20 protein-coding genes are annotated in these 25791 nt (G+C 63.8%); 7 read left to right on the forward strand and 13 right to left on the reverse strand.

Features of this window, described 5'->3' with window-relative positions:
* Positions 1-265: 265 nt before the first annotated feature.
* Positions 266-1684: a hypothetical protein gene (locus ACWEOO_RS22115; protein WP_452144592.1), complete on the reverse strand. Its 1419-nt coding sequence runs from the start codon at positions 1682-1684 to the stop codon at positions 266-268.
* 176 nt (positions 1685-1860) lie between these two features.
* Here ACWEOO_RS22115 and ACWEOO_RS22120 point away from each other — a divergent pair, with 176 nt between their 5' ends.
* The 5 genes from ACWEOO_RS22120 (at position 1861) to ACWEOO_RS22140 (ending at position 10999) form a co-directional block, all read left to right on the forward strand.
* Positions 1861-3738: a helix-turn-helix transcriptional regulator gene (locus tag ACWEOO_RS22120; RefSeq protein ID WP_452144593.1), complete on the forward strand. Its 1878-nt coding sequence runs from the start codon at positions 1861-1863 to the stop codon at positions 3736-3738.
* A gap of 40 nt (positions 3739-3778) precedes the next feature.
* On the forward strand, positions 3779-5362 hold the full coding sequence (locus ACWEOO_RS22125) for a class I SAM-dependent DNA methyltransferase (RefSeq protein WP_452144594.1): 1584 nt from the start codon (positions 3779-3781) through the stop codon (positions 5360-5362).
* On the forward strand, positions 5355-6446 hold the full coding sequence (locus tag ACWEOO_RS22130) for a restriction endonuclease subunit S (protein ID WP_452144595.1): 1092 nt from the start codon (positions 5355-5357) through the stop codon (positions 6444-6446). Before ACWEOO_RS22125 ends, ACWEOO_RS22130 begins: the two co-directional genes overlap by 8 nt.
* Positions 6446-9613, forward strand: coding sequence for a type I restriction endonuclease subunit R (locus ACWEOO_RS22135; protein WP_452144596.1), 3168 nt, complete (start codon positions 6446-6448; stop codon positions 9611-9613). The genes ACWEOO_RS22130 and ACWEOO_RS22135 overlap by 1 nt, the downstream gene beginning before the upstream one ends.
* A gap of 135 nt (positions 9614-9748) precedes the next feature.
* Entirely contained in the window at positions 9749-10999 is a 1251-nt protein-coding gene (locus tag ACWEOO_RS22140) for a hypothetical protein (RefSeq protein ID WP_452144597.1), read from the forward strand.
* A gap of 52 nt (positions 11000-11051) precedes the next feature.
* Here ACWEOO_RS22140 and ACWEOO_RS22145 read toward each other — a convergent pair whose 3' ends face one another.
* The 7 genes from ACWEOO_RS22145 to ACWEOO_RS22175 all read right to left on the reverse strand — a co-directional run bounded on the left by ACWEOO_RS22145 (position 11052) and on the right by ACWEOO_RS22175 (position 18351).
* On the reverse strand, positions 11052-11465 hold the full coding sequence (locus ACWEOO_RS22145; RefSeq protein WP_452144598.1) for an immunity protein YezG family protein: 414 nt from the start codon (positions 11463-11465) through the stop codon (positions 11052-11054).
* Between the two features lie 329 nt (positions 11466-11794).
* A complete protein-coding gene (gene fxlM, locus ACWEOO_RS22150) occupies positions 11795-13006 on the reverse strand; it encodes a methyltransferase, FxLD system (RefSeq protein WP_452144599.1) in 1212 nt (403 codons plus the stop codon).
* Positions 13007-13086: 80 nt separating this feature from the next.
* Positions 13087-14262 (reverse strand): lanthionine synthetase C family protein, encoded by a 1176-nt coding sequence (locus tag ACWEOO_RS22155; RefSeq protein WP_452144600.1) that lies wholly within the window; start codon positions 14260-14262, stop codon positions 13087-13089.
* Positions 14259-17318: a lantibiotic dehydratase gene (locus ACWEOO_RS22160; protein ID WP_452144601.1), complete on the reverse strand. Its 3060-nt coding sequence runs from the start codon at positions 17316-17318 to the stop codon at positions 14259-14261. The genes ACWEOO_RS22155 and ACWEOO_RS22160 overlap by 4 nt, the downstream gene beginning before the upstream one ends.
* 66 nt (positions 17319-17384) lie before the next feature.
* On the reverse strand, positions 17385-17528 hold the full coding sequence (gene fxlA, locus ACWEOO_RS22165; RefSeq protein ID WP_355695205.1) for an FxLD family lanthipeptide: 144 nt from the start codon (positions 17526-17528) through the stop codon (positions 17385-17387).
* A 213-nt stretch (positions 17529-17741) separates the two neighbouring features.
* Positions 17742-18068 carry a hypothetical protein gene (locus tag ACWEOO_RS22170; RefSeq protein WP_452144602.1) on the reverse strand — a complete coding sequence of 109 codons (327 nt, stop codon included), beginning with the start codon at positions 18066-18068 and terminating at the stop codon, positions 17742-17744.
* 82 nt (positions 18069-18150) lie between these two features.
* Positions 18151-18351: a hypothetical protein gene (locus tag ACWEOO_RS22175; protein WP_452144603.1), complete on the reverse strand. Its 201-nt coding sequence runs from the start codon at positions 18349-18351 to the stop codon at positions 18151-18153.
* Positions 18352-18618: 267 nt separating this feature from the next.
* Between ACWEOO_RS22175 and ACWEOO_RS22180 the strand changes: the two genes are divergently transcribed.
* Both ACWEOO_RS22180 and ACWEOO_RS22185 read left to right on the forward strand, forming a co-directional pair.
* Complete coding sequence (locus ACWEOO_RS22180) at positions 18619-19974, forward strand: helix-turn-helix domain-containing protein (protein ID WP_452144604.1); 1356 nt, start codon at positions 18619-18621, stop codon at positions 19972-19974.
* 40 nt (positions 19975-20014) lie between these two features.
* On the forward strand, positions 20015-20722 hold the full coding sequence (locus tag ACWEOO_RS22185) for a creatininase family protein (protein ID WP_452144605.1): 708 nt from the start codon (positions 20015-20017) through the stop codon (positions 20720-20722).
* On the opposite strand, the gene ACWEOO_RS22190 is transcribed toward ACWEOO_RS22185, so the two are convergent.
* From ACWEOO_RS22190 to ACWEOO_RS22210, 5 genes are all read right to left on the reverse strand, one after another.
* Positions 20719-21183, reverse strand: coding sequence for a deaminase (locus ACWEOO_RS22190; protein ID WP_452144606.1), 465 nt, complete (start codon positions 21181-21183; stop codon positions 20719-20721). The two genes, ACWEOO_RS22185 and ACWEOO_RS22190, sit on opposite strands and share 4 nt — an antisense overlap.
* Positions 21176-21865, reverse strand: a complete 690-nt coding sequence (locus ACWEOO_RS22195; protein WP_452144607.1) for a RibD family protein — start codon at positions 21863-21865, stop codon at positions 21176-21178. Before ACWEOO_RS22195 ends, ACWEOO_RS22190 begins: the two co-directional genes overlap by 8 nt.
* A 660-nt stretch (positions 21866-22525) precedes the next feature.
* On the reverse strand, positions 22526-23935 hold the full coding sequence (locus tag ACWEOO_RS22200; RefSeq protein WP_452144608.1) for an ABC transporter substrate-binding protein: 1410 nt from the start codon (positions 23933-23935) through the stop codon (positions 22526-22528).
* A gap of 15 nt (positions 23936-23950) precedes the next feature.
* Positions 23951-24793: a carbohydrate ABC transporter permease gene (locus ACWEOO_RS22205; protein WP_359931249.1), complete on the reverse strand. Its 843-nt coding sequence runs from the start codon at positions 24791-24793 to the stop codon at positions 23951-23953.
* Positions 24790-25638: a carbohydrate ABC transporter permease gene (locus tag ACWEOO_RS22210; RefSeq protein WP_359931252.1), complete on the reverse strand. Its 849-nt coding sequence runs from the start codon at positions 25636-25638 to the stop codon at positions 24790-24792. Before ACWEOO_RS22210 ends, ACWEOO_RS22205 begins: the two co-directional genes overlap by 4 nt.
* Positions 25639-25791 lie beyond the last annotated feature (153 nt).

The following is a 25791-nucleotide window of genomic DNA, read 5'->3' on the forward strand; positions in this document are numbered from 1 at the left end:
GCTTTGGTTGCCGTGCTCTCCCTCGTCGCTTCGTTGAGCCCGTTTGCCAGTACGGCGGCACAACCGCCCGCGAACACGACGAACGCCGCCGTCACCACGATCACGACGTTCCGAACCGTATGCCGCTTCTTGACCGGCGGCCCCGGCGGCAAACCAGGCTGATACTGCGGTCCTTGCTGGTGCTGAGACATTTCTTGGTCCCCCACAGTGAAGTTGGATTCTCGAATCCCGAGATCCGGCGTGATTGACGCGCCGGAGGCTGAGCTCAGGCGGCGCCTGTGCCCAGGTCGGCCAGGTGAGCTTGTGCGGTCGGTGTTCCGGCCAGGGCGACAAGCGCCTCGTCGAGCAGGCGGCGGATCGACGCGCTGAGACTGGTGCACTCGCCGTCGATCGTTCCGGCGCTCTTCTGGATACTGCTTGCGAGCTTCTTGACCTTCGCGATCTTGTCCAGCTGGGCGAGCGCCTCGCCGATCTTCTCCTCGGCGGTGGCGACCTCACTCGACCCCGTTCGAGACGTCGCGGCAAGCGCGACTGTGCGGACGAGCAGTACAACGGTGCGAAGCAGTTCAGGGTCGTCGCGTTCCGGGTTGAATGCCAGGACAACGCGTCGCGGCCCGAGCACCCGGATCGCCTGGTGGCCGTTCTGTTCCGGCGTACGAACGATGCCGATCGAAGCAACCGCGGAACGATTCCGCTCGGCCTCGTCGAAGTAGTCACCCCATCCGCTGCGTGACGAGTCGGTCATCTCGAGTACGACGTGAGTGGTGCCGGCTGCCGTGAGGACGCCGTCGCCCTTCTTGCTGCGCGGGATGAAACCGATCTTTGCAGTGGTGTCGACGTACTCGTCACCGAGGGCAGCCGCCATGCCGCGCAGCAGGTCGTGGATCTGCTCCTCGAACGAGCCGCCCTTGATCGGTGTGACGCTGGCAAGCTTGCTCTTGGCCTGCTGCACCTTGAGGATCGTCGTCAGCTCGTCGACCTTGGTTGCGAGTTCACCGTGGTTCTTCTCGATCTGCTGGGTGACCTTCTCCTGCTGAGCCGTCAGAGCCGCGGCGTGCTTCGCCATCGGCGACGAAGGATCGGTGGGATCGAACTGCTTCGCTGCGCGGTCGAGCAGCTCACGCGTACTCGTCCGAACCTGCGTCTCCAGGCCGGCGCCGAACTTGTCCAGCACCGGCTGAAGACGTTCGAGTAGCTCGGGGGCTTCTCCGCCGACGAGGCGACGGATCTCGGCGGTCAGGTCGTTCTTCGCACCCTGAACTGCCGTAGTGAATTCCTTGCGGCTTTGCTCATCTGCCTCTGTTATGGCCTTCTTCGCGTCGTTCGCGACCCGGACGACGACGGTCGAGGCGTCCTTGACTGCGAGTTCGGTCAGTTTGGCGGCGTTCGTACTCGCGGCCGCGGTCTTGTCGCCGACCTCCTTCAGCATGTGTTCCAGGAGGCGGACCTCGGACGTTTGTGCGGTGGCCGCTAGCGCACGCGCCCCGAGCAGGATCGCCTCCGTGGCGAACGCCGACAGATCGCAGCCGGCCAGCTGGCTCGGGTCTTCGACGACTGGACCCCGGCGACCGGTGGTCCAGTGTTGAGCCTCGCGTACGACGTCCGTGTCGGCGATCGTCAGCGATTCGACGACGATCGCTGTACTCACGGCGTCGAAGTGCGCCGCTGTCTCACCTCTGGTCATTGAGAGTGTGCTCCTCGGTTTACTGCCGTCCGGATGACGGCGATTGAGAAGAGCATGAACCGCGATGCCGCTGCCAGCCACGTAGAACCCCGATAAGGCGGCTTATCAGTGATCTGCCTTCACGACGGCACCGATGACGCATAGTCTTGGGCGCATCGAATGGACGGAGGTGCACGATGGAACATCGGCCAACGCTGACTCTGCCGGACGTGGCACTTCTCGCCCGCGTCAGCCGGCCTGTGGTTTCGATGTGGCGCGCGCGCCCTCGTGTTCGTGGGCAGTGGCTCCCGTTCCCCAAAGCCGTCGCGACCACCGGCGGGGTGGAGCGGTTCGACCGGGATGAGATCGTTGCCTGGCTGGAGAAGACCGCGCGCGGCAACAACCTTGAGGCGCGGCAGGACGCGCCGGCGCTCTCGATCCCTGAGGCGGTCGACGGGGAGGCCGCCGTAACACTCCTGTGCCTGCACACGATGACTGGTGCAGAACTGGGGGAGTTGGACACTGCGGGACTGCATGCGCTGGCCGAGCTGGCCGATCCGATGGACCGGATTCTGCTCAGGGAGGTCCGTGCGCTCGTCGCAGACGCCGGCCTCCTCAAGTACGTCGACGACCTGGTCGAGGCGTCCTATGGTGCATCCGACGCGCTGACGCGGTTCGAGTCGGGCCGGATTCAGCGGGAGGCAGGAGACCGAGGGCTCTCCGAGGAGGTAATCGGATTACTGCGCGCTCTCTGCGCGACTGCGCGTGGGTATCTCGGCGACGATTCGATCGCTCTGGTGCCGCCGTCAGATCACCGTCTTGCTTCACAGCTCGCCACAGGCTTCGCCGGCTTCTGCGTCGACTCGTCCGACGGCTCGATACGCGAGCTGCGGCGCCGCTCTGTGATCTGGGGCTTCGATCTACTCAATGACGCGCGGAGTACGGTTCGTGTGGTGTCAGTGGTGGGGGAGCCGGAGGCGGTAGCGCTCGAGAGCCTGGACGAGTTGGTTGTTTCGCTAGGACCGACGGACATCGGTGTGGTCCTTGGTTCGGCAGCGGTGCTGTGTGACCAGCTGATAGGCGATGCGGAGCAGCGGCGGTCTCAGACTCTCCGTAGTGGCAGCCTGGCGATGGCAATCAGGCTGCCGCGGGGCCTGTGGAAGGCCGCGCACCGACAGAGTCTCGGGATCTGGATCGTCCAGGGCGGACGAACTGATCAATCGCTGAGGATGGCCGATCTGACTTCGGAGACGATCGACTCAGCTGACCTCGCGTCCGATGTGTCGGCAGCTCTGGCTCTCACCGACAGCCGCGCGTATCGATACGCGCGGCGCGGAGATCTGGCGCCTGTGCTCGCTGGCGGGCCTGTTGTACCTCGTGGTGTACGGGCGATTCGCCTCGGAAGCACAGGGGCGATGAGTCACCTCGATCAGATCCACACGGCTACCCTGACGACAAACGAATCCATTCCTGGGTACGACGTGATCGCCGCGCCGGCTCCGGCGCAAATCCTCTTGCGGCAGCGGTCGCTCGGGCAACTCGTCGAGGCTGGGCACCTTGTCATGAGGCGTGGGAGCCGTATCGACGTGTCGCGTCCGGATCCTGCCGGTACTGTCCGGGTATTGACCGCCGACGCGGCCGGCGAAGATCTCCGGCTCGATCCCTTTGATGCCGTACAGCGGTACCCCCGTGCGACCCGAACTGATCCGGGTGACGTCATCTTCGTCGAGCGGCCGCGGCCACTCGCCCGTGTCGACCAAGAAGGCGGCGCGTTAGTCGCATCCCCCAGCCGGATCCTGCGGCTCCGATCCGGTGCATCCATCGGTCCGCACGCCCTTGCGGCGATCATCAATCGAATGACCCATCCAGGGACCGACTGGGAGACCTGGAGCGTGCCGGACTTCAACGCGACGGAGGCGGAGGCGCTCGATGCCGCACTAGCTGGCGCGGCCGAGTACTTGGCGAATCTTCAGCGTCATATTCAAGCCACACACGACCTCACCACCAGCCTCATCGAGGGTGTTGCCAGTGGTGCGGTCACGGTCGATCCCATCACCATCAAGAGAGCAGGCTGACGTGCCACCACGTAAGAAACAACCAGAGGCTCCTTCGACGATGAAGGAACTGAAAGATACGCTCTGGAAGGCGGCAGACAAGCTCCGCGGCTCGCTGTCAGCCAGCCAGTACAAGGACGTCATCCTCGGTCTGGTCTTCCTGAAGTACGTCTCTGACGCGTACGACGAACGCCGCGAGGCGATCCGTGCCGACCTGACGGCTGAGGGCTACGACGAGGACCAGATCGCCGATCTGATCGACGACCCAGAGGAATACCAGGGCTACGGAGTCTTCGTCGTACCGCCAGAGGCGCGGTGGACGTACCTCGCCGAGAACGCGAAGGGAAGGCCAGCCATCGGCGACCAGCCTGCGCGTACCATCGGGTCGTTGATAGATGACGCGATGGATTCGATCGCGGAAGCAAACCCAAGCCTGCGTGGAACACTCACGCGGCGCTACAACCGCGAAGGTGTTGATCAGCGAAGACTCGGCGAGCTGATCGACCTGTTCAATAGCGCGCGCTTCAGTCGTTCTGGCGAACATCGCGCCCGTGACTTGATGGGCGAGGTCTACGAGTACTTCCTAGGAAACTTCGCTCGGGCTGAGGGAAAGCGTGGTGGGGAATTCTTTACTCCGCCTAGCGTCGTTCGAGTCATTGTCGAGGTGCTCGAACCGGCATCTGGCCGCGTGTACGATCCTTGTTGTGGTTCAGGCGGAATGTTCGTGCAAACCGAGAAGTTCATTCACGAACACAATGGCGACCCAAAAAGTGTGTCGGTCTTCGGGCAGGAATCGATCGATGAAACCTGGCGCCTGGCGAAGCTAAACCTAGCGATCCACGGCATCGGCAACGATGGACTGGGCGCGGTCGCAGGCGACACGTTTGCGCGCGATCAGCATGCAGATGTGAAAATGGACTTCGTGATGGCGAATCCGCCTTTCAATCTGAAGGTCTGGAGTCGCAGTGTCGAAGACAAGCGTTGGGTGTACGGCGTGCCGCCCGCGAACAACGCCAACTATGCCTGGATTCAACACATCTTGTCGAAGCTGGCATCCGGTGGCCGCGCCGGCGTAGTTATGGCCAACGGCTCCATGTCCTCGAATTCGAACGGAGAAGGCGACATCCGGGCCCAGATCGTAGAAGCCGATCTGATCTCCTGCATGATCGCCCTACCTACGCAACTTTTCCGCAGCACCGGCATCCCCGTGTGCCTATGGTTCTTCGCCAAGGACAAGGCCATTGGCAAGCAAGGCTCCATCGACCGAACCGGCCAGGTCCTCTTCATCGACGCCCGAAACCTCGGCTACATGATCGACCGAGCAGAGCGCGACCTAACCCCCGAAGAAATTGTCCGAATCGGCGACACCTATCATGCTTGGCGAGGATCAACCTCCGCCGCGGCCAAGAGCGTGAAGTACGAAGACATCCCAGGCTTCTGCAGGTCGACCACTCTCGCCGAGATCAAGGATGCCGGATACGCGCTAACCCCTGGCCGCTACGTCGGTGCAATCGAAACCGAGGACGATGGGGAGCCCATCGACACGAAGATCGAGCGCCTCGCCAAGGAACTTCTGACGGCCTTCGACGAGTCGGCACGCCGCGAGACCGCAGTGCGCCAAGCGATGGAGCGGATCCATGGCTGACTGGAGGATCACTACTTGGGGCCAGGTGGTGACGCTTCAGCGTGGATATGACATCACGAAGGATAAGCAAGTGCTCGACGGCGCCATCCCGGTCGTATCCTCGGGTGGAATCAGTTCGCATCATAATAGATCGATGAACGACGGGCCGGGCGTGATAATTGGCCGAAAGGGAACTCTGGGGCGGGTTTATTATGTCGACGGGCCCTTCTGGCCGCACGACACCACGCTGTGGGTGAAAGATTTCAGAGGAAATCTTCCACGATTCGTGTACTATGCGCTCCTGACAATCGATCCTGCGCATCTGAATGTCGGATCCGCAAGTCCAACTCTAAACCGGAATCACTTCCACCCATTGCCGGTCAAATGGCCGGAGTCTTTGGATGAGCAGCGGGCGATCGCGGAGGTTCTGGAGGCGCTCGACGAGAAGATCGCTGCCAACGAGCGCGTTGTCCGCAGCGCCGATGAGTTGGCGGAGGCTCACTTCCGCGCGATCGCCGCCGGGAAACAAGTTCCGCTCTCATCGCTCGCACGCTTCGTCAACGGCAAGGCGTACACCAGAGACGCGACCGGGATGGGGCGGGTCGTCGTGCGGATCGCCGAGCTCAACTCGGGGATCGGGGCGTCGACGGTCTACAACGACATTGATGTTCCGGAGGACCACCTCGCCCGACCAGGCGACCTGTTGTTTGCCTGGTCGGGATCGTTGACCGCGACCCGATGGTTCAGGCCGGAGGCGATCGTCAACCAGCACATCTTCAAGGTCATACCCAACGCAGGGTGGCCGAAGTGGCTCGTGAATCAGGCGGTACATGCGAAGCTCGACGAGTTCAAGGCAATCGCCGCGGACAAGGCCACGACGATGGGCCACATTCAGCGTCGTCATCTTGATGAGCCCGTGAGCGTGCCAGCGCCGGACGAGGTCCAGCGCGTTGATCAGCTGATGACTGGACTTTGGACGGTCGCGCTTGCGGCCGAGATTGAATCCTTGAAGCTGGCGGAGACGCGGGATGAGCTACTGCCGCTGCTGATGTCAGGCAGGGTTCGGGTGCAGGACGCGGAGAAGGTTGTGGAGGGGGTTTTGTAATGATTAGTGAGGCGGAATGGGAGAAGGTTGCGTTGGAGCAGCTCTTCGAGCATGGGTGGGAACCGCTTCATGGGGCAGAGGTTGCGCCGGGGGGCGAAGGGGGGCGGACAACTTGGGATGACATCGTGTTGCGGGGGCGGTTACTTGAGGCGATGCGGCGGCTGAATCCGTTGGTTCCAGGAGAGTACGTCGAGCAGGCGCTCGCGGAAATTGTGGCTCCCAAGTCGCAGGATGCATTGGCTGAGAATTATCGGCTGCACGAGATTCTGGTTCACGGCTATCGCGGTATCAGCTACATCGACTCCGACGGCATCGAGCAGAACCCGACGATCCGACTCGTCAGTCATGTTGTCGAGGACAATGAGTTCCTAGCAGTCAACCAGGTCACCGTCAGGTCGTCTGAGCACGAGCGGCGGTTCGATGTCGTTCTGTACGTGAACGGTATGCCGGTCGTCGTCGTTGAGCTCAAGAAGGCGAGTTCCGAGCACGCGGACGTTGCCGCCGCGCATGCGCAGTTGGCCACGTACCTTCGTGAATTCCCGATGGCGTTCCGGTTCTGTGTGCTGTCGATCATCAGTGACGGCATCACGGCCCGGTACGGCACGCCCTTCACCCCGTTCAATCACTACTCGCCATGGAACGTCGATGATGACGGGAAGCGGCTGACACCTGGCGCGTCGGACTCCGAGGCCGACCTGGGCATCGAACTGGAGTTCCTGCTCAATGGAGTCTGTAACCAGGAGAGGTTTCTCCAACTGCTGCGCAACTTCGTGGCCTTCGATGCAGGAGCCGAGGGATACGCGAAGCGCATTGCCAAGCCGCATCAATACTTCGCGGTGACCAAGGCGGTTGGATCTACGGTGGCCGCGGTCGAGAGCAACGGCAAGGCTGGCGTGGTCTGGCACACGCAGGGCTCTGGCAAGTCGATGGAGATGGAACTCTACGCCCACATGGTCAGTCTCCAGCCCAAGCTGAAGAATCCGACTCTCGTCGTTGTCACCGACCGTACCGAGCTCGACAGCCAGCTCTTTGAGACGTTCAACAGGTCACGCCTCCTTGCTGAGACTCCGGTCAAGGTGGCGACCCGTTCTCAGCTCAGAGCCGAGCTGTCTAATCGCACCACCGGCGGGATCTACTTCACGACCCTGCAGAAGTTCGGCCGCACAGACAGAGAGCGTCGGGCAGGCCTCGACCACCCGTTGCTGACCGATCGCCGGAACATCATCGTCATCGTCGACGAGGCGCACCGCAGCCACTACGACAACCTTGATGGCTTCGCCCGGCACATCCGCGATGCACTCCCGAATGCCGCGTTCATCGCGTTCACAGGTACGCCGATCTCGTTCGCCGACCGGAACACCCAAGAGGTCTTCGGCAGTGTCATTGACACGTATGACCTGACGCGTGCAGTCAATGACGGCGCGACGGTTCCGGTCTACTTCGAGCCTCGCATCATCCAGGTCAAGCTCGACGGCGAGGTGACTGAGGACCAGCTCGACGAAGCTGCCGACGAGATGACCACCGGACTCGACGACGTCGAACGTGAGCGGATCGAGCAGTCGGTCGCGGTGATCAACGCCGTCTACGGGGCCCCGGCTCGGCTGCGGGCGCTGGCGGCAGACATTCTCGATCACTGGGACAAGCGATCCGAGGCAATGGCGCCGTTCATCACCTCGCCGGGCAAGGCGTTCATCGTCGGAGCAACCCGCGAGATCTGCGCGAATCTCTACGAGGAGATCGTCAAACTTCGCCCTGAGTGGCACCAAGACGGCATCGACGACGGCGCCATCAAAGTCGTCTACTCGGGGGATGCCACGGATACAGGCCTAATTGCGAAGCATCTTCGACGCGATGGACTGAACAAGCGCATCCAGAAGCGCCTGAAGGACGCCGAGGATCCGCTCCAGATCGTCATCGTCCAGAACATGATGCTCACCGGATTCGACGCTCCACCGCTGCATACTCTCTACCTCGACCGCCCACTCAAGGGCGCCCTGCTGATGCAGACGCTTGCGCGGGTCAACCGCACTTTCCGTGGTAAGCCCAGCGGTCTCTTGGTCGCCTACGCACCCTTGGCCGACAACCTCAGCAAGGCATTGGCGGAGTACACAGCGACGGATCAGCTGCAACAACCCGTCGGTCGGAATGTCGACGAAGCCGCTGTCCTTGCGCGGTCTTTGCTGGCGAGTCTTGACAGTCTCTGCGCCGGATACGACTGGCGTACGAAGTTACACAGGGACGCGACGAGCTGGATCAAAGCCGCGGTCGGCTTGACCAACTACCTCCGTTCGCCGGCGACTCCGGGCAATCAGCCTGGGGAGGGCGAGAGCACGCTCGCTCAGCAGTTCCGGAAGCTAGCCAACCAGCTCGCACGAGCATGGGCACTCGCGTCGGGTCGCGACACACTCGAGGACCTTCGCCAGGATGCGAAGTTCTATGAGGAAGTGCGGGTATGGATGGCCAAGTTCGACGCGCAGGAACGTCAGGCATCGGGGCGCCCGGTGCCTGAGGAGGTGCAGCGACTGCTGTCCAACTTGGTCGCGACGTCGACTGCGACCGGCGAGATTGTCGACATCTACGAGGCGGCTGGCCTCCCCAAGCCGTCGCTATCCGACCTCGGTCCGGAGTTCCAGCTGAAGGCGCAGAAGGCCGAGAACGCGCACCTCGCGATCGAAGCGCTCCGCGATCTGCTGACTGAGGAGTCCGGCAAGGCGACCCGCAACAACCTGATTCGGCAGCGTGCGTTTTCTGAGCGCATCCGTGAGCTCATGAACAAGTACACCAACCAGCAGCTCACTTCAGCAGAGGTCATCGCCGAGCTGATCGAGATGGCCAAGGAGGTCGCGGCCGAGGCCGACCGCGGCGGGCATTTCAGCCCGCCGCTGTCTGAGGACGAACTGGCCTTCTATGACGCAGTGAGCACGAACGAGTCCGCCGTCGAAGTCCAGGGAGAAGAAGTCCTCGCGCAGATCGCCCGCGAGCTGGTCGAGGTCATGCGCCGCGACATCAAGACCGACTGGACGGTTCGCGACGACGTACGTGCCAAGCTCCGATCGTCTATCAAGCGACTATTGGTCAAGTACAAGTACCCGCCGGATAGGCAGCCGGGCGCGATCAAGCTTGTCATCGAGCAGATGGAAGCAATGGCACCGCGCTATGCGGCCTGATGCGAGGCGAGGGCGGTCCGCCGGTCGACGATGGCGCCGACACCTGCAGAGACTCAAGAGACTCAATAGCGCCCCGACTGCGCCACCCTCAACTGACAAGAGCTACCTTTTCCCGCCCACACCCAGGAGCCGATAATGGATGACGAGATTCAGCTGATCAGTGACGGCGATGGGCTGGCAGTGGTCGGTGACCCGGCGGCTGTCGAACGCTTTCTGGTCTCCGAGGGGCTGCCATCGGAGGACCTCGGGTTGCAACGGCTCGGGTCGGTTCTCAGTGCGGGGGCTGGAGTTGCACAGGCAGGCTCCGAGATCGCGGCAAACTCAGGGCGTTGGGTGAAACTGACGAAGGAGTCCGCGCAGCTTGTGCAGAAGCACGGGCTGAGACGAAGCTCGAAGACAGGGCTCAGCACAGGCACCCTGAAGGGAAGCCATGGGCAGATCAAAGGATTCGTCGAATTCGCGAAGGGCCCCGGGACACTTCTAACCAACCCGGCGGTTCTGGCTGGTGCAGCGGGGATCATGGCGCAGCTCGCGATGCAGCAGGCCATGGATGAGATCACGGACTACCTCGCCACGATCGACAAGAAGCTCGACGACGTACTCCGCGCTCAGCAGGACGCTGTGTTGGCGGACATGATCGGCGTGGACTTCGTGATCGAGGAGGCCATGACCATCCGACAAGAGGTCGGACGTGTCTCCGAGGTCACCTGGTCGAAGGTACAGGCCACCACGCTGACGATCGCACGAACCCAGGCCTACGCGTTGCGTCAACTCGATGCACTCGCGGAGAAGGTGGAGCGCGCTGCCAAGCTCGGTGAGCTCGCGAAGTCGGCCAAAGAAGCCGAGCTGAAGGTTCAGGAATGGCTCGCCGTTCTGGCACGCTGCTTCCAACTACAGGACGCGATTGCCGTGCTCGAGCTGGACCGAGTGCTGGATGCGTCCCCGGACGAGCTGGACCGGCATCGCCTCGCACTTCGCGCAGCCCGCAACAACCGGTTGGGGCTCATCTCACGAACCACCGAGAGCCTCATGACTCGAATGGATGCAGCGGCTGGCAGGGCCAATACAAAGGTCCTGCTGCACCCGACCAACTCCCGGGAGGTGGTGCAGGCGAGCAACCACGTCGCGAAGACCATCGTCAACTTCCAGGGGCGGCTCGGGATCGAGCGCGATCGACAGTCGTTGGAGGCGAGACGATGGGTGGACGCGGCCACTGACGTGAGAGACAAGGCGCTCGATACGGGGGCAGACGGCATCGACGCCGCCAGGCGCCTCGGCAACGACACTTTCGGCCGAGCCAAGTCGGCAACGGGCAAGCTCTCCAACAGGATTGCTGAGCAAGCGTCCCGTCGTCGCAGGAACGAGGATCGCGACGAGGAAGACTGAGTGAACGCCGACCGTCATCCAAGCAGGCGAGTCAGCTTGCATGCTCCTGGTGTCATGACTGTTGTTTCGCAGGATGCCACGTCGGCAGGTGTTCGGGATCGCGGGGGAACAGTCGATGATCTTCGATCAAGAGGTCGGGGTCGGCGTCGCCTTCGAAGGGTGGGGTGTCGTAGTCGAAGTCGGCGGTCAGCCGGCCGCTGCGGGTCAAGGTGATGGTGGCGTTGTACCAGGCTCCTTTGCCGGGCTGGTACATCTCCTTGCGCAGTTGATCGGCAGCATCTTGGCCGTCGCGCTCCAGACCGATCTTGCGATTGACAGAGCCGTCCGCGGCGTTTGCGGAGAAGGTCGTCCCCGACAAAGGCCCTGCGCCCGTGATCTTCAGTTCGGCTTCTTCGCATCCTGGGAAGGCTGACCGGGCCATCGCCTTGCCGATCGTGGCGAGGAGCTCCTGCGCATGGTCGGTCATGGTCTGCCATTCGGTGAGTGGGAGCGGTGGAGGAAGCGGCAGATGACTAACCGCTGGGGAGTTGGCTCGAGCAGCCCCGGAGCGGCGGTGGATGATGCCGTGGACAACTCGTTCGCGAGTACCGCTTGGCAGGTCGTCTCAGTTAGGTGTCGCTCGCCGAGGCAATGGCGTAGATGCCGTCATGTCCGGCGGCTTGGGCGGCCTGGAGCGCAGCGCACATGCGGCTTCGTCATCTGCGCGGTAGACGAGAGCGAGACAGGCGTGGGCCTCCAGGCCGCACAAACGTGCGGCCCCGAGCTACACCTGTGGACAACTCCTCACCGGGCGACTCAGCCCACGCTTACAACCAGTCGCGACGCGGACTTCTGAATCACCTCGTGGTTCAGCGATTGGTCGAACGGGATTGCTGATGTGGGCGTGCCGGCCGGATACGCGCGAACACGGGGCTGGGCGTTGCGGTTGTGGTTCCAGGCTTCAATCTCGTCGCAGAGCTGTCCGGCGAGATGGGCGCCGTACGTGCCGTGCCCGATGGCGCCCAGCTCGTACCTGCCCCTCTCAACTTTCCGGATAGCGAGGTACGCCAGGCTGTCATCCTCGATCAGCGCTGGGCTGCGGATCGGGATGGCGGGGGTGCACAGGCCGGCTTCCACAGCGGCGTGGTCGGCGGAGATGCGGCAGATGCGGCTGTCGTGGCCGGTGATCCGCAGCCAAATGCCGTCGAAGGGTTCCTCTGATCCGACCATGACGTCGGACCAGATCGACTCTTTGGTCTGGTCGAGGACGCCGGTCAGTCTTGTGGCGTCGATCGTTTGGTCAATGTCCCAGAACAACGTCACGAGCCCGTCAGCATCGATGGAGCTGCTCCGCTCGCCTTCTTGCCCGAGCATGGGGACGAAACCGCACAGTTCCATCGAGTCCGAGACCAGGGCATCACCGTCCCGAACGAACGCCACACTGCGCGTCTGGCCGCGCCAACGCAGCGGCACAACCAGGCGGCCTCCCGGAGCCAACTGCTCCCAAAAGGCCGGCGCCAGGTCCCACGCGCCGACAGTGAAGATGATCCGGTCATACGGTGCGTTTTCAGGCGCGCCAAGCGATCCGTCGCGCGTGATGACCTCGATATGCTCGTTGCCGGTGGCGTCCAGACCGCTGCGGGCGCCCGTGGTGACCTCGGAGTCGATATCGACGGTGGTCACGGCGCCACCAGGACCGGTTAGCTGAGCGAGCAGAGCGGCGTTGTACCCGGTGCCCGCGCCGATCTCCAGGATGCGGTTGCCGGGCTGGACCTGGAGTTGGTCGAGCATCATCGCAACGACCGTGGGCACGGACGCGCAGCTCAGGGCGGAGCCATCGCTGGCGCGCTTGGTGATGACCGCAATGTCGGCGTAAGCGTCTTCGACGGTGGCCCCGGGAACAAAGTCGTGCCGTGGAACGGTGCGCATCGCCTGTTCGACTGCTGGACTCGTGGCATGGCCGGCTGCCTTGATGTGGTCGACCATGGCCGCACGCAAGGCCTCCGGCTTGTTGGTGATGGTGTTCATCGTTGCCTTTCGTGGCCGGGCCTTGGATGGCGGCGGGTTGATCGTAGTCGGGCGGACGGACAGTTCGTCAGGGACGCCTGTCAGCCGTTGAGCAGCAGGCAGGCGTCCCAGTCCGACATGGGCTCATCAGTTGATGCGGCAGAGATTTGAACCAGGCGAACGCCGGTGCTGCCTTCCAGCAGTTCGGCGCGGTGCATTGATGCATCAAGGGCCGCGAGCTCTTCGAGCCGTTGAGTCAACTCAGGTAGCTTCGCCGTCAGCGGGCTCCGTGCGCCGGCATCAGCGGCAACTCGCTTGGTGGCCTGTACCAGCCCCGCCCACCCGTGGCAGAGGGTCGCATCGCTGAGTTGACTCAGCTGAGCGGCATCGGTGATGCAACCCAGCAAAGCTGCTTCTGCGTGGCGCTGGCGTCTCAGGTCGTTGAGTGCCTGTGCAGCCAGCTGCTGAGCGCGGGCAAGACCAGCGGTGCCATAACACCACGAGGGTCGCTGCGGTCCCGCCTGTTGGAGCTGATCGCTGTCGAACTCGCGTTTGGTGACGGTCCCAGGCCACCATGCGGTTTCTCCGTCGCCCTGTTGCCAGTGGTCAAGCCAAGAGCAGATGCTCTCGATCGTCTCGAGTTGTCCCGGGACATCGACGCCGCGTCGCGCGGCAATCGCCATCAGGGCGAGGGGGCCCGAGATGCCGTGTGCGATGCCCAGATTGCCGTGGCCGCCCGGCCAATTCTCCGAGAGGTGATCCGCAATGTCGTTGGCGGTCCACCACCCAGGCAGGACTCGGCCGTCGACGGCGAGTGGTTCGCAGAGCCGCACGAGGTATTCCAGCACCTGGTGGAGGATGTCACCGCCGCTGTGCCGGCGGAGTTGGTACACGCCAAGTCCAGTCAATCCACTGATCAGGTCGAACTCGCGCAGTTCTGGTAGCAGCCCGCTTTCAATGCGGCGGTGTGCACGTCGGAGCCGCTCTCGCGTGAGTTCGTCGATGTATCTGTCGAGGGTTGCGAGCGCTGGTCCATACGGAGCCTGGTTGGCTGTCGCCAAGACGTAGGCAACCGCCGGCGCCCCCTCGAACAGGCTGCTCTCGGTATGAGCTGCGATAGGCACATCGGTCATCTTGACGATGCGCTCGTGCGCCCGTCGCCAGCTGCCACGGCCGATACGAGCCCGTTCGATATGGAGGAGGGCTTGACCAGCTGTGCCGCGCCCAAGGGAATGTCTCGCGATGTCTGATGTGAATTGCCGCGCGGTCGCTGTCATTGGGATACCCGTGCGACTCGCGCATTCCAGGCGATCGCGGATTGGCGGGCCAGACGCCGACACACAGCCTCACCGTCTCGGTCGATCCCTATCGCGCGGTTGTGATGCATGTGCAGGAGTGATTCGAGAACGTCGTTGATCCGCCCTGTGTCGGACAGCAGCGTTCGGTAGTTCGCCAGGGCATCGGCACGCTCTTGCCAGGTGCTCGTCAACTCGGTGTTCCAGCCTGGGATGCTGGCGGGGAGACCGGCCCGTGTCAGCTTGATGACCGACTCGGTAAGCCGGCGGTCGGCAAGCGCGTCGAGGGGCGGTCGGTTGTTGGTCAGCCAGGCGCAAGCCGCTGCGAGGTTCCCAAAGAAGCCGTCGAGGGTGCCGAGCACGTTCACCGCGGCGAGGACGCTCGGATCGACGACGGTTCGTGCAAGGTATTGCAGCTGCGCGGCGACGAGACGCGAGTCGGCGACGAAGACCGCCTCAGCTGCGAGCATTGCCGTGCCGCCACCGTAACGGCCGTTTTCTGGGTAGTAGGTATCTACAACCAGCCGCCCGATCTTGCTCTCGTCTCGAAGATGTTCAGCCCACCTGCTAGTTGCTACGAGCAACCTCGTACTTTGTTCTGCGTTCTGCACTCGAAGACGCAATCGCACATGGTCCGTCTCTCGCGGACTGCGGTAACGCGCGAACCAGTAGTCGGGCTGATCGATCTCACTGAGCAGCCTCGGAATCTCGGTGGCGATCAGGTTGTCCATCTGTTCGGGGTGGGTGTGGAGTTTGAGGTACAGCCACCGGGCCTTTGCGGATGCGGCAAGCTGCCCGTGGTCGCGCCGCGTGACTGTGCCGCTCGTTGCTGCCGCCGGAGGTCGCGTGGCCGGCCTGGTCGTTTCAAGCGGCATCGCGATGTCGTGCGCGTAGCCACCGATCCAGCCAAAATCGCCGGTTCCCGCGGTCTCGGCAAGGACGACGGAGCCGAGCATTGCGAGCTGAGAACGCACGATTGCGGCGTGGGCTGGTTCGGTCAGGGTGACGGGCAGCGATCGGTCGGCATCCTGCAGCTCCACGGTTGCTGGGCAGGCCCACCGCGCCCGCCAGTCTTCAAGAGATGCATGCCAGATGGCGTCGTTGGTGGATGACGACAAGTCGTCGACCCTGATCCGCCAGGTAGCCGGTGACAGGACTGCTCGCCGGTAACGTACTCGTGGAAGGTAAGGCAGTTGCTGAGCGGCCGGTCCCCAATCGAACCGATGCCAGGCCGCGCCCAGGCTCTGAGACAGGTGACCTAGAAGGCGGGCGATCGGCGGAGACTGCTTCTCGATCGCGAGCGCGTGAAAGGACTGCGGTTCGACGACACGCCGCTGAGAGATGCTGACGAGGTAGAGGTTGTCTCGGGTAGCGGTCACGGCCAGATCATCGAGCGGAATAGCGTTGGTGTCGTCGCTGCGGTGCTCACCGAGCGACAGGACGTGCGGGACGTAAGCAGGCACTCGGCTGATGTTCTCTGCATGGGTGAACGTCGGCGGATAAGACAACTGGACTGGCAAAGCGCCGTCAATAGCTGTGGGGACACCTCGATAGACCTCCTCAAGTCCGCCCTCGGGCACCAGGTACGCCAGGCGAGATGTGAAGGTCCCGGCCGAGCGCCCAGGGTGGACGACGAGTGTGTAGTCGCCGCGATCGAGTGCATCGGTCGATTTTGCAAGAATCTGGGCGGCCAATTCGACGTGCGGCGGGATAGGCCGCTCGACTGACGGGTCACCGACCGCGAGGCTTCGGATGACCTGGTCGGTCAGAACGAGTTCCGGGTTGTTGTCGGCCATGGTGCCCCATGCCAGCGCGAGCAATCGTTCGTCGCGCTCTGAGAGACCACTCGGATTGGATGTCGCCGTGCTGCCGGGATAGGTCGCAGGCAGGCCGAGCCCGGTCTCCGGATTGACGACATCGCTGAGCGGCACCAACGCGTTGATGCCGTACCTGTCGCAGAAGGCTATGTAGTAGTCGCGCCAAACCGCGGAGCCGGTTGGCTGGCGTGTGAGTCGCATCAGTGCCGTCGCCGCATAGCTCAGCTCTTCGGCAACGTGCTTGGGAACTTGCACCTCGCAGTCGAGGCGAACGTCGGCGGCAAGTGGTGTTCTGCCCGCCTTGGACAGCTGGCGCATCTGCGCGCCCAGCGCGGCTTGGATGTCCGTCCCGTCCTCATCGTTGAGGTCTCGGTGGTTGTGGCGGGCGATATCTGCAGCGATCACCTCGAGGCGCCTCAGGATCGTTGCCCCGCTGCTGCTTGGTACAAGGTCGGCTTCGTGTAGTTGCCGAATGATGCACTCCAACGGGTCGGCGACAGTCATCGGAGGCCGAAGGCTCGTAATCAGGAACCGTTGCTTCACCAGGTCGGTGACCAGGCTTCGGATCTTCGCCTCGGGAGTGCTAAGGAATTGCTCGCCTAGCTTGCTGATCAACGCAGCGAACTGGATCGGTGATTGGCAGAGCTCTTGGATCACTTGAACGGGTCGCGTGCGACGAATGAGTAGCCGTGCCGTGCCGTGCGGTAGGTCGAGGTCGTCGCCCCGCTGGGCTGTCAGGTTCGTGAACACAACATTGAGCCGATCGAGCACTCCAGGTTCTCGCTCCAACCGATCGACCACGTCGTCGACCCATTGTGCATTTGCTCGGATGAACGCTCGATGCCCGGCTCCCCAGCACGCGGAGCTTCTTGCGTTGATAGCGACCGGGGCGACACCGGAGAAAAGGCCGAACGGCGTCTGACGACCGGACAATCGGAGGAGGTAGCGGACGATGGACAGAGTCGCTCGCCGGACCTGTTTGCTCGACAAGGCTTCGCCGGAGCAGATGGCGTCCAGCCGCTTTGCCAGTCCGGAGCTGGCATGTCGGATCGCGGCCGTGAGGCGCGGCTCAAGCCACACATCGTCCAGCCAAGCACGACAATCATCGATGTCGTTCAAGTCAGGCCATCGATCAGGGCGATCGTGTGTGGGTGCCACGGTCGCTCGTAGCAGTGCTGCACCGCTGTGGCGGTACAGGAGCTTGCTGTCGCCGTTGCCCATCAGTCCTCCTGTCGTTCGAGTCTGAGGAGGGGCCGGAGCAGTGCTCCGGCCCCTCGATTGGCTGCGTCAGACGTCGCTGGCGCAGCTCGACGCGCACGACGCCGCGCAGCCGTCGTCGGTGGCGCAGCCGGCGTTGGCCGGCGGCACGACGTCGGTGACCACGCGGACGTCCAGTTCGAATTCGGTGTCGAGCGACTGCTTCGGATCCATTTCGATTCCTCTCTGATGTGATGGAACGGCAGCCCCGGCGCTGACTCGCTCTCAACGCCGGGGCGGCCGGCTTGTGGGATCTCTGTCCGAGCCCTCCACAGGGGAGGGGAAGGCTCGGACAGAGATCAGTAGTGACGGGACCGATGGGTGTGCAGACGATCAGCTGCACGTGAGAGAGGTTGAGGACGACGACTCCCCACCGGTCCCGCCAGCTCAGGGAGCGGGCTCGTGCAGCACGAAGCGAGCCCCCGTGACCCGCTCGAACTGTCGTTTCACCGCCTCCGGGTCGCCCACCAATGCGAGGTGCCGGCACTCCGGTAGCACTACCGTGGTGATCTCGTAGCGGTTGACCGACTCCACCAGCGCTTGGAAGGCGGCCGGTGTCGTCTCTGGATCCTCGAGATAGACGGATCCCATGGCGAAGCCTTCGAGCTGCGCGAACCTGCCGAGCTCGCGCTTCAAGGCCGTGACGTGCTGCGCCGACAGAAACAGATCTCGACGGGCGTAACCGAGGAGCAGCGGCCTGGTGTAGTCGGTCACCGCTCCTCTTCCATCCAGCGGCGGAAGGTGGCCACCAAGCGCTCCCAGAGCCGGGACCACCAGCCGCGGCGGTGCTGGCCGTTCACGAATCGACAGCATCTAGGTTCACCACCGGAATGGCCGGCTCGATCGTCACGCGGAGGCTGTAGAAGCGGCGAGTCATGGCCGCCTGGTACCGGATCGCCTTGCCTGGCTCGGTGGTGTACTCCGCAATGACGTGTTCGCCGAACCAAACACGCACCCTGCGCTCCGATGGCTGCGAGGCATCCACGAACGTGGTCATTCGCTGCGCACCTCCCGCGCGATGTTGCGAACCATCAACGCGGCGACCACCACCGCCACGATGGCCAGGATCCACATGCCGGGAATCATGCAACCCACCTCGCTCTGTTCCTGCCCGAACTAGCTGATGAGTCATCACCGTAGGGAAGTGATCACGCTCCGTATAACCTCTTCGCGCATCACTCCTATGCGTGCCGCGCATACTGTTCGTGTCCGCCCGATATCCTGGGGTGGTGGTGCTTCAGTACCGGGGATCGGGGAGAGACCGATGGCCGCCAAGATGGCCTCAGGACGATGCGCCAGTTGCGGCGCTGTCCTGGCGCGCGACAACACCGCGTCGCTGTGTTCGCCCTGCCGTCGTGTCCGCCAGGCCGCTGCCCCGGCGCCGCCGGAGATGCCCGCGGAGTTCTGGCAATCGCCTGAGATTCATGAGGCCGCCTCACGCCGAGACATGGGAGCGCTGCTCTACGCCTACCGGTCACATCCGACGCATGGACACAGACCGTTGCCGCAGACAGTCGTCAGCAACTGGCTGGGTATCACTCAGAGCCAGCTGAGTCGACTGGAGTCGGGCCGCAATCGTGTGCGGGAGCTGGACAAGCTGGAGCATTACGCTCGGGTCCTCGGCATCCCCGCCGACGTGCTTTGGTTTGACATGCCGAGCGGAACTCCGGAGCGCCTTCCGCGGGCAAACGCCAGCGCATCTCTCCCTTCGGACCTGCGGCTACCCGCACACCTCGTTTCGGCGGGGCCGAGTGTTGCTGACTCCCTGCTCTTGACCCTGCAGCAGTACGCCGCGACGGACAATCTGGCGGGTTCCCGTTCGCTCGTCCCAGTGGTGCCACATCAGGTCAAGTTCATCGAGGACTTGGTCGGGAATAGCCGGGGACACGGTCAGACGCAGCTTCTCTACGTAGCAGCTCGCTTCGCCGAATTCGCCGGCTGGGTGAACCAGGACGCAGGCGACCTCCGGGAGGCGATGCGCTGGTCGAACATCGCCCTGGACTACGCCCAGGAAGCCGAAGACTCACACCTGACGTCGTACATCCAGATGCGGAAGAGCAGCATCGCGAGCGACGCAAACAAACCGAATCTCGCGCTTGGGTTCGCGAAGGAAGCACTCCAGAACGGCTCAGCCCTTTCGCCCCAGGTCCGGGCGGTGGCCTACCGTCAGGCAGCCCAGGCGTACGCCATCAGCGGCGACGCCACGGGGTGCGCCAGAATGCTGCAGCAGGCCTATGAGCTCGCCAACCAGCCGGTAGAGGACGAGAACGACATCGCTCGGTACTGCACACCGAGCTATATCGAGATGGAAGCTGCCAACTGTTGGGTGGAGCTTGAGAAGCCCAACGAAGCGATAAAGACACTGCACCAGGGACTCAAGGTGTGGCAGCCTGAGTTCCGCCGAGACCTCGGGCTGTGCCTGTCGCGCCTCGCCGTCGCATACGCTATCAGCGAGGAGCCTGACAACGCTGTCGCGGTTGCTCAGCAATCGTTGTCGATCGCTGCCAATACCCGGTCTCAGCGCATCGTCGGACAGCTTGCCCGGGTTCCAGGGCTTCTGACCACGATCGGTGCCGGCGACCAGGCGAAGCAGCTCCAGCGACAACTTGCCACCCTGTGATGAGCATTGCTGATCGCGCGCAAGACAGAGGGAGATGTTCGTGCACCTGCTGACCACCGCCACCTCCACCGACGAGGCCGCTCGCAAGGCGACCATCGCCGTTCTACCTGTTGGCAGTTTCGAGCAGCACGGCGATCACTTGCCGTTGATCACTGACACAATCGTCGCTTGCCTGATCGCCAAGGGCGTCGCCGAGACATACAACCTCCGCCTCCTTCCGCCGATTACGATCTCGTGTTCGCACGAACACGAGGGCTTCGCTGGGACGGTCAGTATCAGCGCGTCGACTGTGATGACGGTCATCGACGACATCCGGACTTCGTTGGCGCGGAGCGGCGTCGAACGTCTTGTCATCGTCAACGGCCACGGCGGCAATCACGTGCTTGCCAATGTCACGCAGGAAGCTAATGTGTCTGGGCCACGAGTGGTGCTGTACCCCCAAGGCGACGACTGGGTTGCGGCCCGTACGAGTGCGGGCCTGGAGAGCACGTGGGGTGGCGACATGCACGGTGGCGAGATCGAGACCTCGATCATGCTGCACGCGTATCCAGACCTCGTTCGCGATTCATACCGCACCGCGGATCATGAGGCTCGCGACCGCCCGGACCTGCTGGTGACTGGACTCCGCGGTTACACCGAGACGGGCATCATCGGCAGCCCGTCCTTGGCAACGCCGGCCAAGGGCCGGGCGGTGCTAGAGAGCCTGACGGCGTTGTTCGCCGACCACTTGAAGGTTCTCGACCACTAGTTGGCCGAGTCATCCAAAAGATGGGCGTTGACCGCTCGAACGGCCGGCGCGAGGTCGGGAATCTCGATGACTTCGCAGCCTGCCGCGCGCAGCAGCTCAGCGCCCTCGCAGTCGACGAAGATGTTCGGCTCACGCCAGGCAAGAACCACCCGGGGGATCCCCGCCGCGAGGATCAGTTGAGTGCAGGTCTGCGGGTGCGACGAGCGCTTGCTGCACGGTTCCAGGCTGGTGTAGATGGTGCTGGAGAGGAGTCGCGGATCATCTTCGACCTTCGCGAGGGCAGTCTCCTCGGCGTGATCGTGCGGATCACCTTCGCGGGAGTATCCAGTCGCGATGACTTCGCCATCGGTCGAGACGATGATCGCTCCGACCGAGAAGGCGGTCTTCGAAGGCGGACACTTCTTTGAGAGCTGGATCGTCTCCTCGAGCCAACGGCGGTCGGCGACAGCTGTATCAGGCATCGGTCGGCTCCGCGAGGAGGTAGCGCAGTAGGGCGATGTCACCGATCTGCTGCACCTCTGCTAGATGCATTCGATGCCGGAAGTCTTGCGGGAACTCGCCATCGACGACCAGCCGCGGGGCTGTGGAGTCGCCGACGAAGAATGGTGCGACGGCAAGGTGGATCTCATCGACCAGCGCAGCAGTCAGGAACAGGGTGTGGATGTGGCCGCCACCCTCGACCATCAGACGGCTCACGCCGCGGTTCGAGAGGTCCGCGAGCACTGCCTCGAGGTCCAGAGGATCGCCGGCACCGACGATCGTCGCTACCTCACCGAGCCGCTCACGGGCGGTTTCCGCAGCTGACGTCGGGACGTACACCAGCTTCTCGACGTCCTCGGCTGTGAAGAAATTCGACTCGGGATCGAGATCGGCCTTGCTGCTGATCGTCACCTTGAACGGCAGCTCAGGCAGACCAGCGGCCAGGCGGCGGTCGCGACGCTCCTGCGACTTGATCCGCAGCTTGGGGTTGTCTCGGCGGATGGTGTTCGCACCGATCAGGACGGCGTCGACGCCCGCCCTAACCTCGTCTACGCGATCGAAGTCGGCCTCATTCGACAGGTACAGACGTTCAGGGTTGTTGTCGTCGATATAACCGTCGATCGAGGCAGCGACGGAGAGAACTACGTACGGTCGGTTCGGCATATAGCCATCCTGCCGTAGGCAGATTCATCTCCGTGTCTGAGCTGCGTCTTCTAGTGTCCTGAGTCGGCAGTTCGTCGGTAGTTGTAAGGTGCCGAGCCCGATGGTTGATCCGGCGGTATCGGCCGACGAGGAACATCGGTGCTGGCGGGCTCAACGGCGGAACGCGTCGCAGGCGTTGGCGTTGCGCTTCCGGTTCGGGTTGCGCGGCGTGGATGGTTGCACAACCGGCGCGATCGCCCCTGATGTCGGGATCTCGCGGAACATCAGCTTGGTGCCGCCTGTTGCGGGTTTGCCGGGCAAGGTGATCCATCGCCCGGGAGCAATCCGTCATCCGCTCCACATGACCGGTTGCCGGCTGCGATCGCTGACCGCTGCGCCGCAGGCGCCGCCAGTCCCGTCCGAGACGGTCGTTTGTCGCAGAGCGCCTGCCTAGCTGTCAGTCGCACGCGAGCGCCAGTTCGCAGCTCGTCGGCGGCAGCCGACAGGCCCCGGCGTCAGCCGGGAACAGATGCACCGCGCCAAGCGGGGGGCGGGTGGGAGCGCGCGGAGCGGGTGCGGTGAGGAGCGGAGCGACGAAGTAAGCGCCTGCGTAGCACGCGTGGGGCTGACCAACAGCCGCCCGGAGGAGAAGCTGGCTCCGGGCGGCTGTTGTCATTAGAACTACTTCTTGACTGTCTTGTTGTACTGGTCGATTTGGGGCTTGATGGAGTCGGCGGCGGCCTTCATGGCGGTGGTCGGGTCGGTGCCTAGGACGGCTTTTTCCAGGCCGTCTTCGGCGGCCTTGCGGGCCTGGGGCATGACGCCGAGGATGCAGCCGGAGGAGGCGTTGGTGGGCTTGGTGTTGTGGAGTTGGGTGATCGCGGTGGTGAACTGCGGGTACTGCGCCACCCAGGCCTTGTCCTCGGGCTCGTCGAGGGCCTTCTTGTTGATCGGGAAGTAGCCGGTGCCGGTGTGCCAGGCCGCCTGCTGGGCGGCGGACGAGGCGAACTTCACGAATTCCCACGAGGCGCGCTTCTCGGCGTCCGAGTGGCCGGGGCCGTCGATCCACAGCGACGCGCCGCCGATGATCGGGCCGCCGGTGTCGGAGGCGGTGAGGTGCGGGAACGGCGCGGTCAGCACGGTGAACTTGCCCTTCGCGGCGTCGAGGTAGCCGCGCAGCGATCCGGTCGATTCCAGGTGCATCGCCGACGTACCGGACTTGAAGACGGCCTGGGCGTCGTCGGTCTTCTTGCCGGTGTTCGGCATCAGGCCCTGCTTGACCATCTCCTGGTACCAGGTCGCGACCTTGACGCCCTGCTCGTCGGCGAAGTTCACCTTGTTCGCGAGGTCCTTGCGGCCGTTGTCGTTGTCGCAGTACGTCGTCCCGGACTGGGCGATCAGCTGCTCCATGAACCACCCGTAGATCGCCGCGTTGAAGCCGTACTGGACGGTCTTCCCGCCCTGCTTGATCGTCAGCTTCTTCGCGGCCGTCATGATCTCGTCGAGGTTCGACGGCGGCTTGTTCGGGTCGAGGCCGGCCTTCACGAAGGCTTCCTTGTTGATGTACAGCAACGGCATCGACGTGTTGAACGGCATCGAGTTCAGTTGTGAGTCGATGGAGTAGTAGTTCGCGATGTTCGGCTCGATCGAGTCCAGCGTGTAGCCGTCCTTGTCGGCGAACTTCTGCACCGGCACGGTCTGCTTGGAGTCGATCATGAACCGCGACCCGATGTCGTAGATCTGCACGACCGACGGCGTGTTCCCCTGCTGCACCGAGGTCTTGTACTTCGTGATCGTGTCGTCGTAGTCACCCTGGTAGACCGCGGTGACCTCGATCTTCCCGGAGTTCGCGGCGTTGAACGCCTTCACCAGCTTGTCGACGGCGGCGCCGTTCGCGCCCTTCATGCCGTGCCAGAAGGTGACCTTCGTGACCCCGCTCGCCTTGTCGAGCGCGCTCGCGTCCGGGGCGTCCAGCGCCCCGCTGCCGGAGTCGTCATTCGAGGAGTCGCCACCGCAACCGGCGGCGACCAGAGCCAGCACCGCCAGCAGGGATCCAGCGGCCGCCGTACGTCGTTGGAGGACGGATCGCATCAGCATCAACCTTTCTCAGCGAATCGCACCCGCGGTCAGCCCGCGGACGATGAAGCGCTGGCCGAAGACCACGATGGCCAGCGTGGGCAGGATGGACAGCGTGACGCCGGCCAGGATGAGTCCCGGGTCGGCGGCCTCCGCGTCGTTGAGCTGGCTGATGCCGATCTGCAAGGTACGGCGGGACGCCGAGTCGCCGATCAGCAACGGCCAGAAGAACTGGTTCCACGCGGACAGGAACACGTACAGCCCGACCGCCATCAGCGCGGGCTTGTTCAGCGGCAGCAGGATCCGCCGCAGGAACCGCCAGTGCCCGCAGCCGTCGATCGTGGCCGCGTCGCGCAGCTCGGCAGGGAACTGCAGGAACGACTGCCGGAGCAGGAACACCCCGAACGCGTTCGCCAGGAACGGCAGCACCAGCGCGATCATCGTCCCGGCGTACGACGCGGTCAGCCGCTCGCCGCCGATCGACCAGCCGGTGATGGTCAGGTAGTTCGGCAGCACGATCGACTCCCACGGCACCATCAGCGTGGCCAGGAAGAGCCCGAACAGGACGCTGCGCCCCCACATCTTCATGAAGACGAACGCGTACGCCGCGAGCACGCTGGTGATCAGCTGCGCGAGCGTGATGATCGAGGTCTGCAGGATCGAGTTCACGTACTGCTGCCCGATCGGCGTCCCCGACGACGTCGCGCCCTGGTAGTTGCCGGTGAAGATCCCGTGCGGAAACAGGTCCGGCGGGTACGACGAGATCTGCCCGGGTGCCATGACCGACCCGGCGATCACGTAGTACACGGGGAAGATCACCAGCAGTGCGGCCCCGATCAGGACCACGTAGGTGACGACACGACCCGGCCTCACTTGTAGTGCACCCGCCTCTCCAGGACGCCGAACTGGATCGCCGTGCAGGCGAGCAGGATCACCAGCAGCACGATCGCCTGCGCGGACGCGGCGCCGAAGTCGCTGGCGTTGTTCGCGAACGCGGTGTGGTAGATCGAGTAGACGAGCGTCTTCGTCGACTGCTCCGGGCCGCCCTCGGGCGTCAGGATCTTGATCTGCCCGAAGCCCTGCAGGGACTGGATCGTGGAGATCACGACCAGGAAGAACAGCTGCGGGCCGAGCAGCGGGATCGTGATGTACCGCGCCGCGCGGAAGCCGCCGGCGCCGTCGAGCGTGGCGGCCTCGTTGATCTCGGTCGGGATCGCGCCGATGCCGGCGGACAGGACGAGCACGTTGTACCCGACGCTCATCCACACCGTGGTGATCGAGACGCTGATCAGCGCCCACGAGGGGTCGGTCAGCCAGCCGATCCGGTCGACGCCGAACCGGCCGAGCAGGCCGTTGGCGAGCCCGATCGCCGGGTTGTAGATGGTGGCGAAGATGACCGACGCGCTGGCGACCGAGAACGCGAACGGCAGCGCGAACGCGGTCCGGAAGATCCGGATGCCCTTGATGTGCTGCTCGAGCAGCAGCACGACGACGAGCGCGCCGAGGACCCCCGGGACGACAGTCAACAGCACGAACGCGAACGTCACCCAGAGGATGTGCCGGAACTCGGCGGACCCGAGCAGGTCCTTGTAGTGCTGCAGCCCGACGTACGCGTCCGGCCGGCCGAACAGGTCGGAGCCGTGCAGCGACAGCGACACCGACTTGCCGAGCGGCCAGATGATGAACAGCGCGAACACCACCAGGCAGGGCACGAGCATCAGCCAGGACAGCAGGGACGCACGGGCGCCTCGTCCTGGCGTGGACGGACCTGGCGGAGCCGGGGCCGGACGGCGGCGAGCACCCACCGGTAACCTTGTTGTAGTCAATCGTTTACCTCCAGTAAGAGCGCAGTCTTACACCGCCGGGGGCCT

It is taken from the genome of Kribbella sp. NPDC004138 (assembly GCF_053603655.1).

Coding starts and splice junctions, on each gene's coding strand:
- ACWEOO_RS22160 (WP_452144601.1), bottom strand. CDS start 17,318: ATGGGCAACGGCGACAGCAAGCTCCTGTACCGCCACAGCGGTGCAGCA.
- ACWEOO_RS22120 (WP_452144593.1), top strand. CDS start 1,861: ATGGAACATCGGCCAACGCTGACTCTGCCGGACGTGGCACTTCTCGCC.
- ACWEOO_RS22200 (WP_452144608.1), bottom strand. CDS start 23,935: ATGCGATCCGTCCTCCAACGACGTACGGCGGCCGCTGGATCCCTGCTG.
- ACWEOO_RS22130 (WP_452144595.1), top strand. CDS start 5,355: ATGGCTGACTGGAGGATCACTACTTGGGGCCAGGTGGTGACGCTTCAG.
- ACWEOO_RS22190 (WP_452144606.1), bottom strand. CDS start 21,183: ATGCCTGATACAGCTGTCGCCGACCGCCGTTGGCTCGAGGAGACGATC.
- ACWEOO_RS22155 (WP_452144600.1), bottom strand. CDS start 14,262: ATGACAGCGACCGCGCGGCAATTCACATCAGACATCGCGAGACATTCC.
- ACWEOO_RS22195 (WP_452144607.1), bottom strand. CDS start 21,865: ATGCCGAACCGACCGTACGTAGTTCTCTCCGTCGCTGCCTCGATCGAC.
- ACWEOO_RS22175 (WP_452144603.1), bottom strand. CDS start 18,351: ATGACCACGTTCGTGGATGCCTCGCAGCCATCGGAGCGCAGGGTGCGT.
- ACWEOO_RS22115 (WP_452144592.1), bottom strand. CDS start 1,684: ATGACCAGAGGTGAGACAGCGGCGCACTTCGACGCCGTGAGTACAGCG.
- fxlA (WP_355695205.1), bottom strand. CDS start 17,528: ATGGATCCGAAGCAGTCGCTCGACACCGAATTCGAACTGGACGTCCGC.
- ACWEOO_RS22180 (WP_452144604.1), top strand. CDS start 18,619: ATGGCCGCCAAGATGGCCTCAGGACGATGCGCCAGTTGCGGCGCTGTC.
- ACWEOO_RS22145 (WP_452144598.1), bottom strand. CDS start 11,465: ATGACCGACCATGCGCAGGAGCTCCTCGCCACGATCGGCAAGGCGATG.
- fxlM (WP_452144599.1), bottom strand. CDS start 13,006: ATGAACACCATCACCAACAAGCCGGAGGCCTTGCGTGCGGCCATGGTC.
- ACWEOO_RS22135 (WP_452144596.1), top strand. CDS start 6,446: ATGATTAGTGAGGCGGAATGGGAGAAGGTTGCGTTGGAGCAGCTCTTC.
- ACWEOO_RS22125 (WP_452144594.1), top strand. CDS start 3,779: ATGAAGGAACTGAAAGATACGCTCTGGAAGGCGGCAGACAAGCTCCGC.
- ACWEOO_RS22140 (WP_452144597.1), top strand. CDS start 9,749: ATGGATGACGAGATTCAGCTGATCAGTGACGGCGATGGGCTGGCAGTG.
- ACWEOO_RS22210 (WP_359931252.1), bottom strand. CDS start 25,638: ATGCTCGTGCCCTGCCTGGTGGTGTTCGCGCTGTTCATCATCTGGCCG.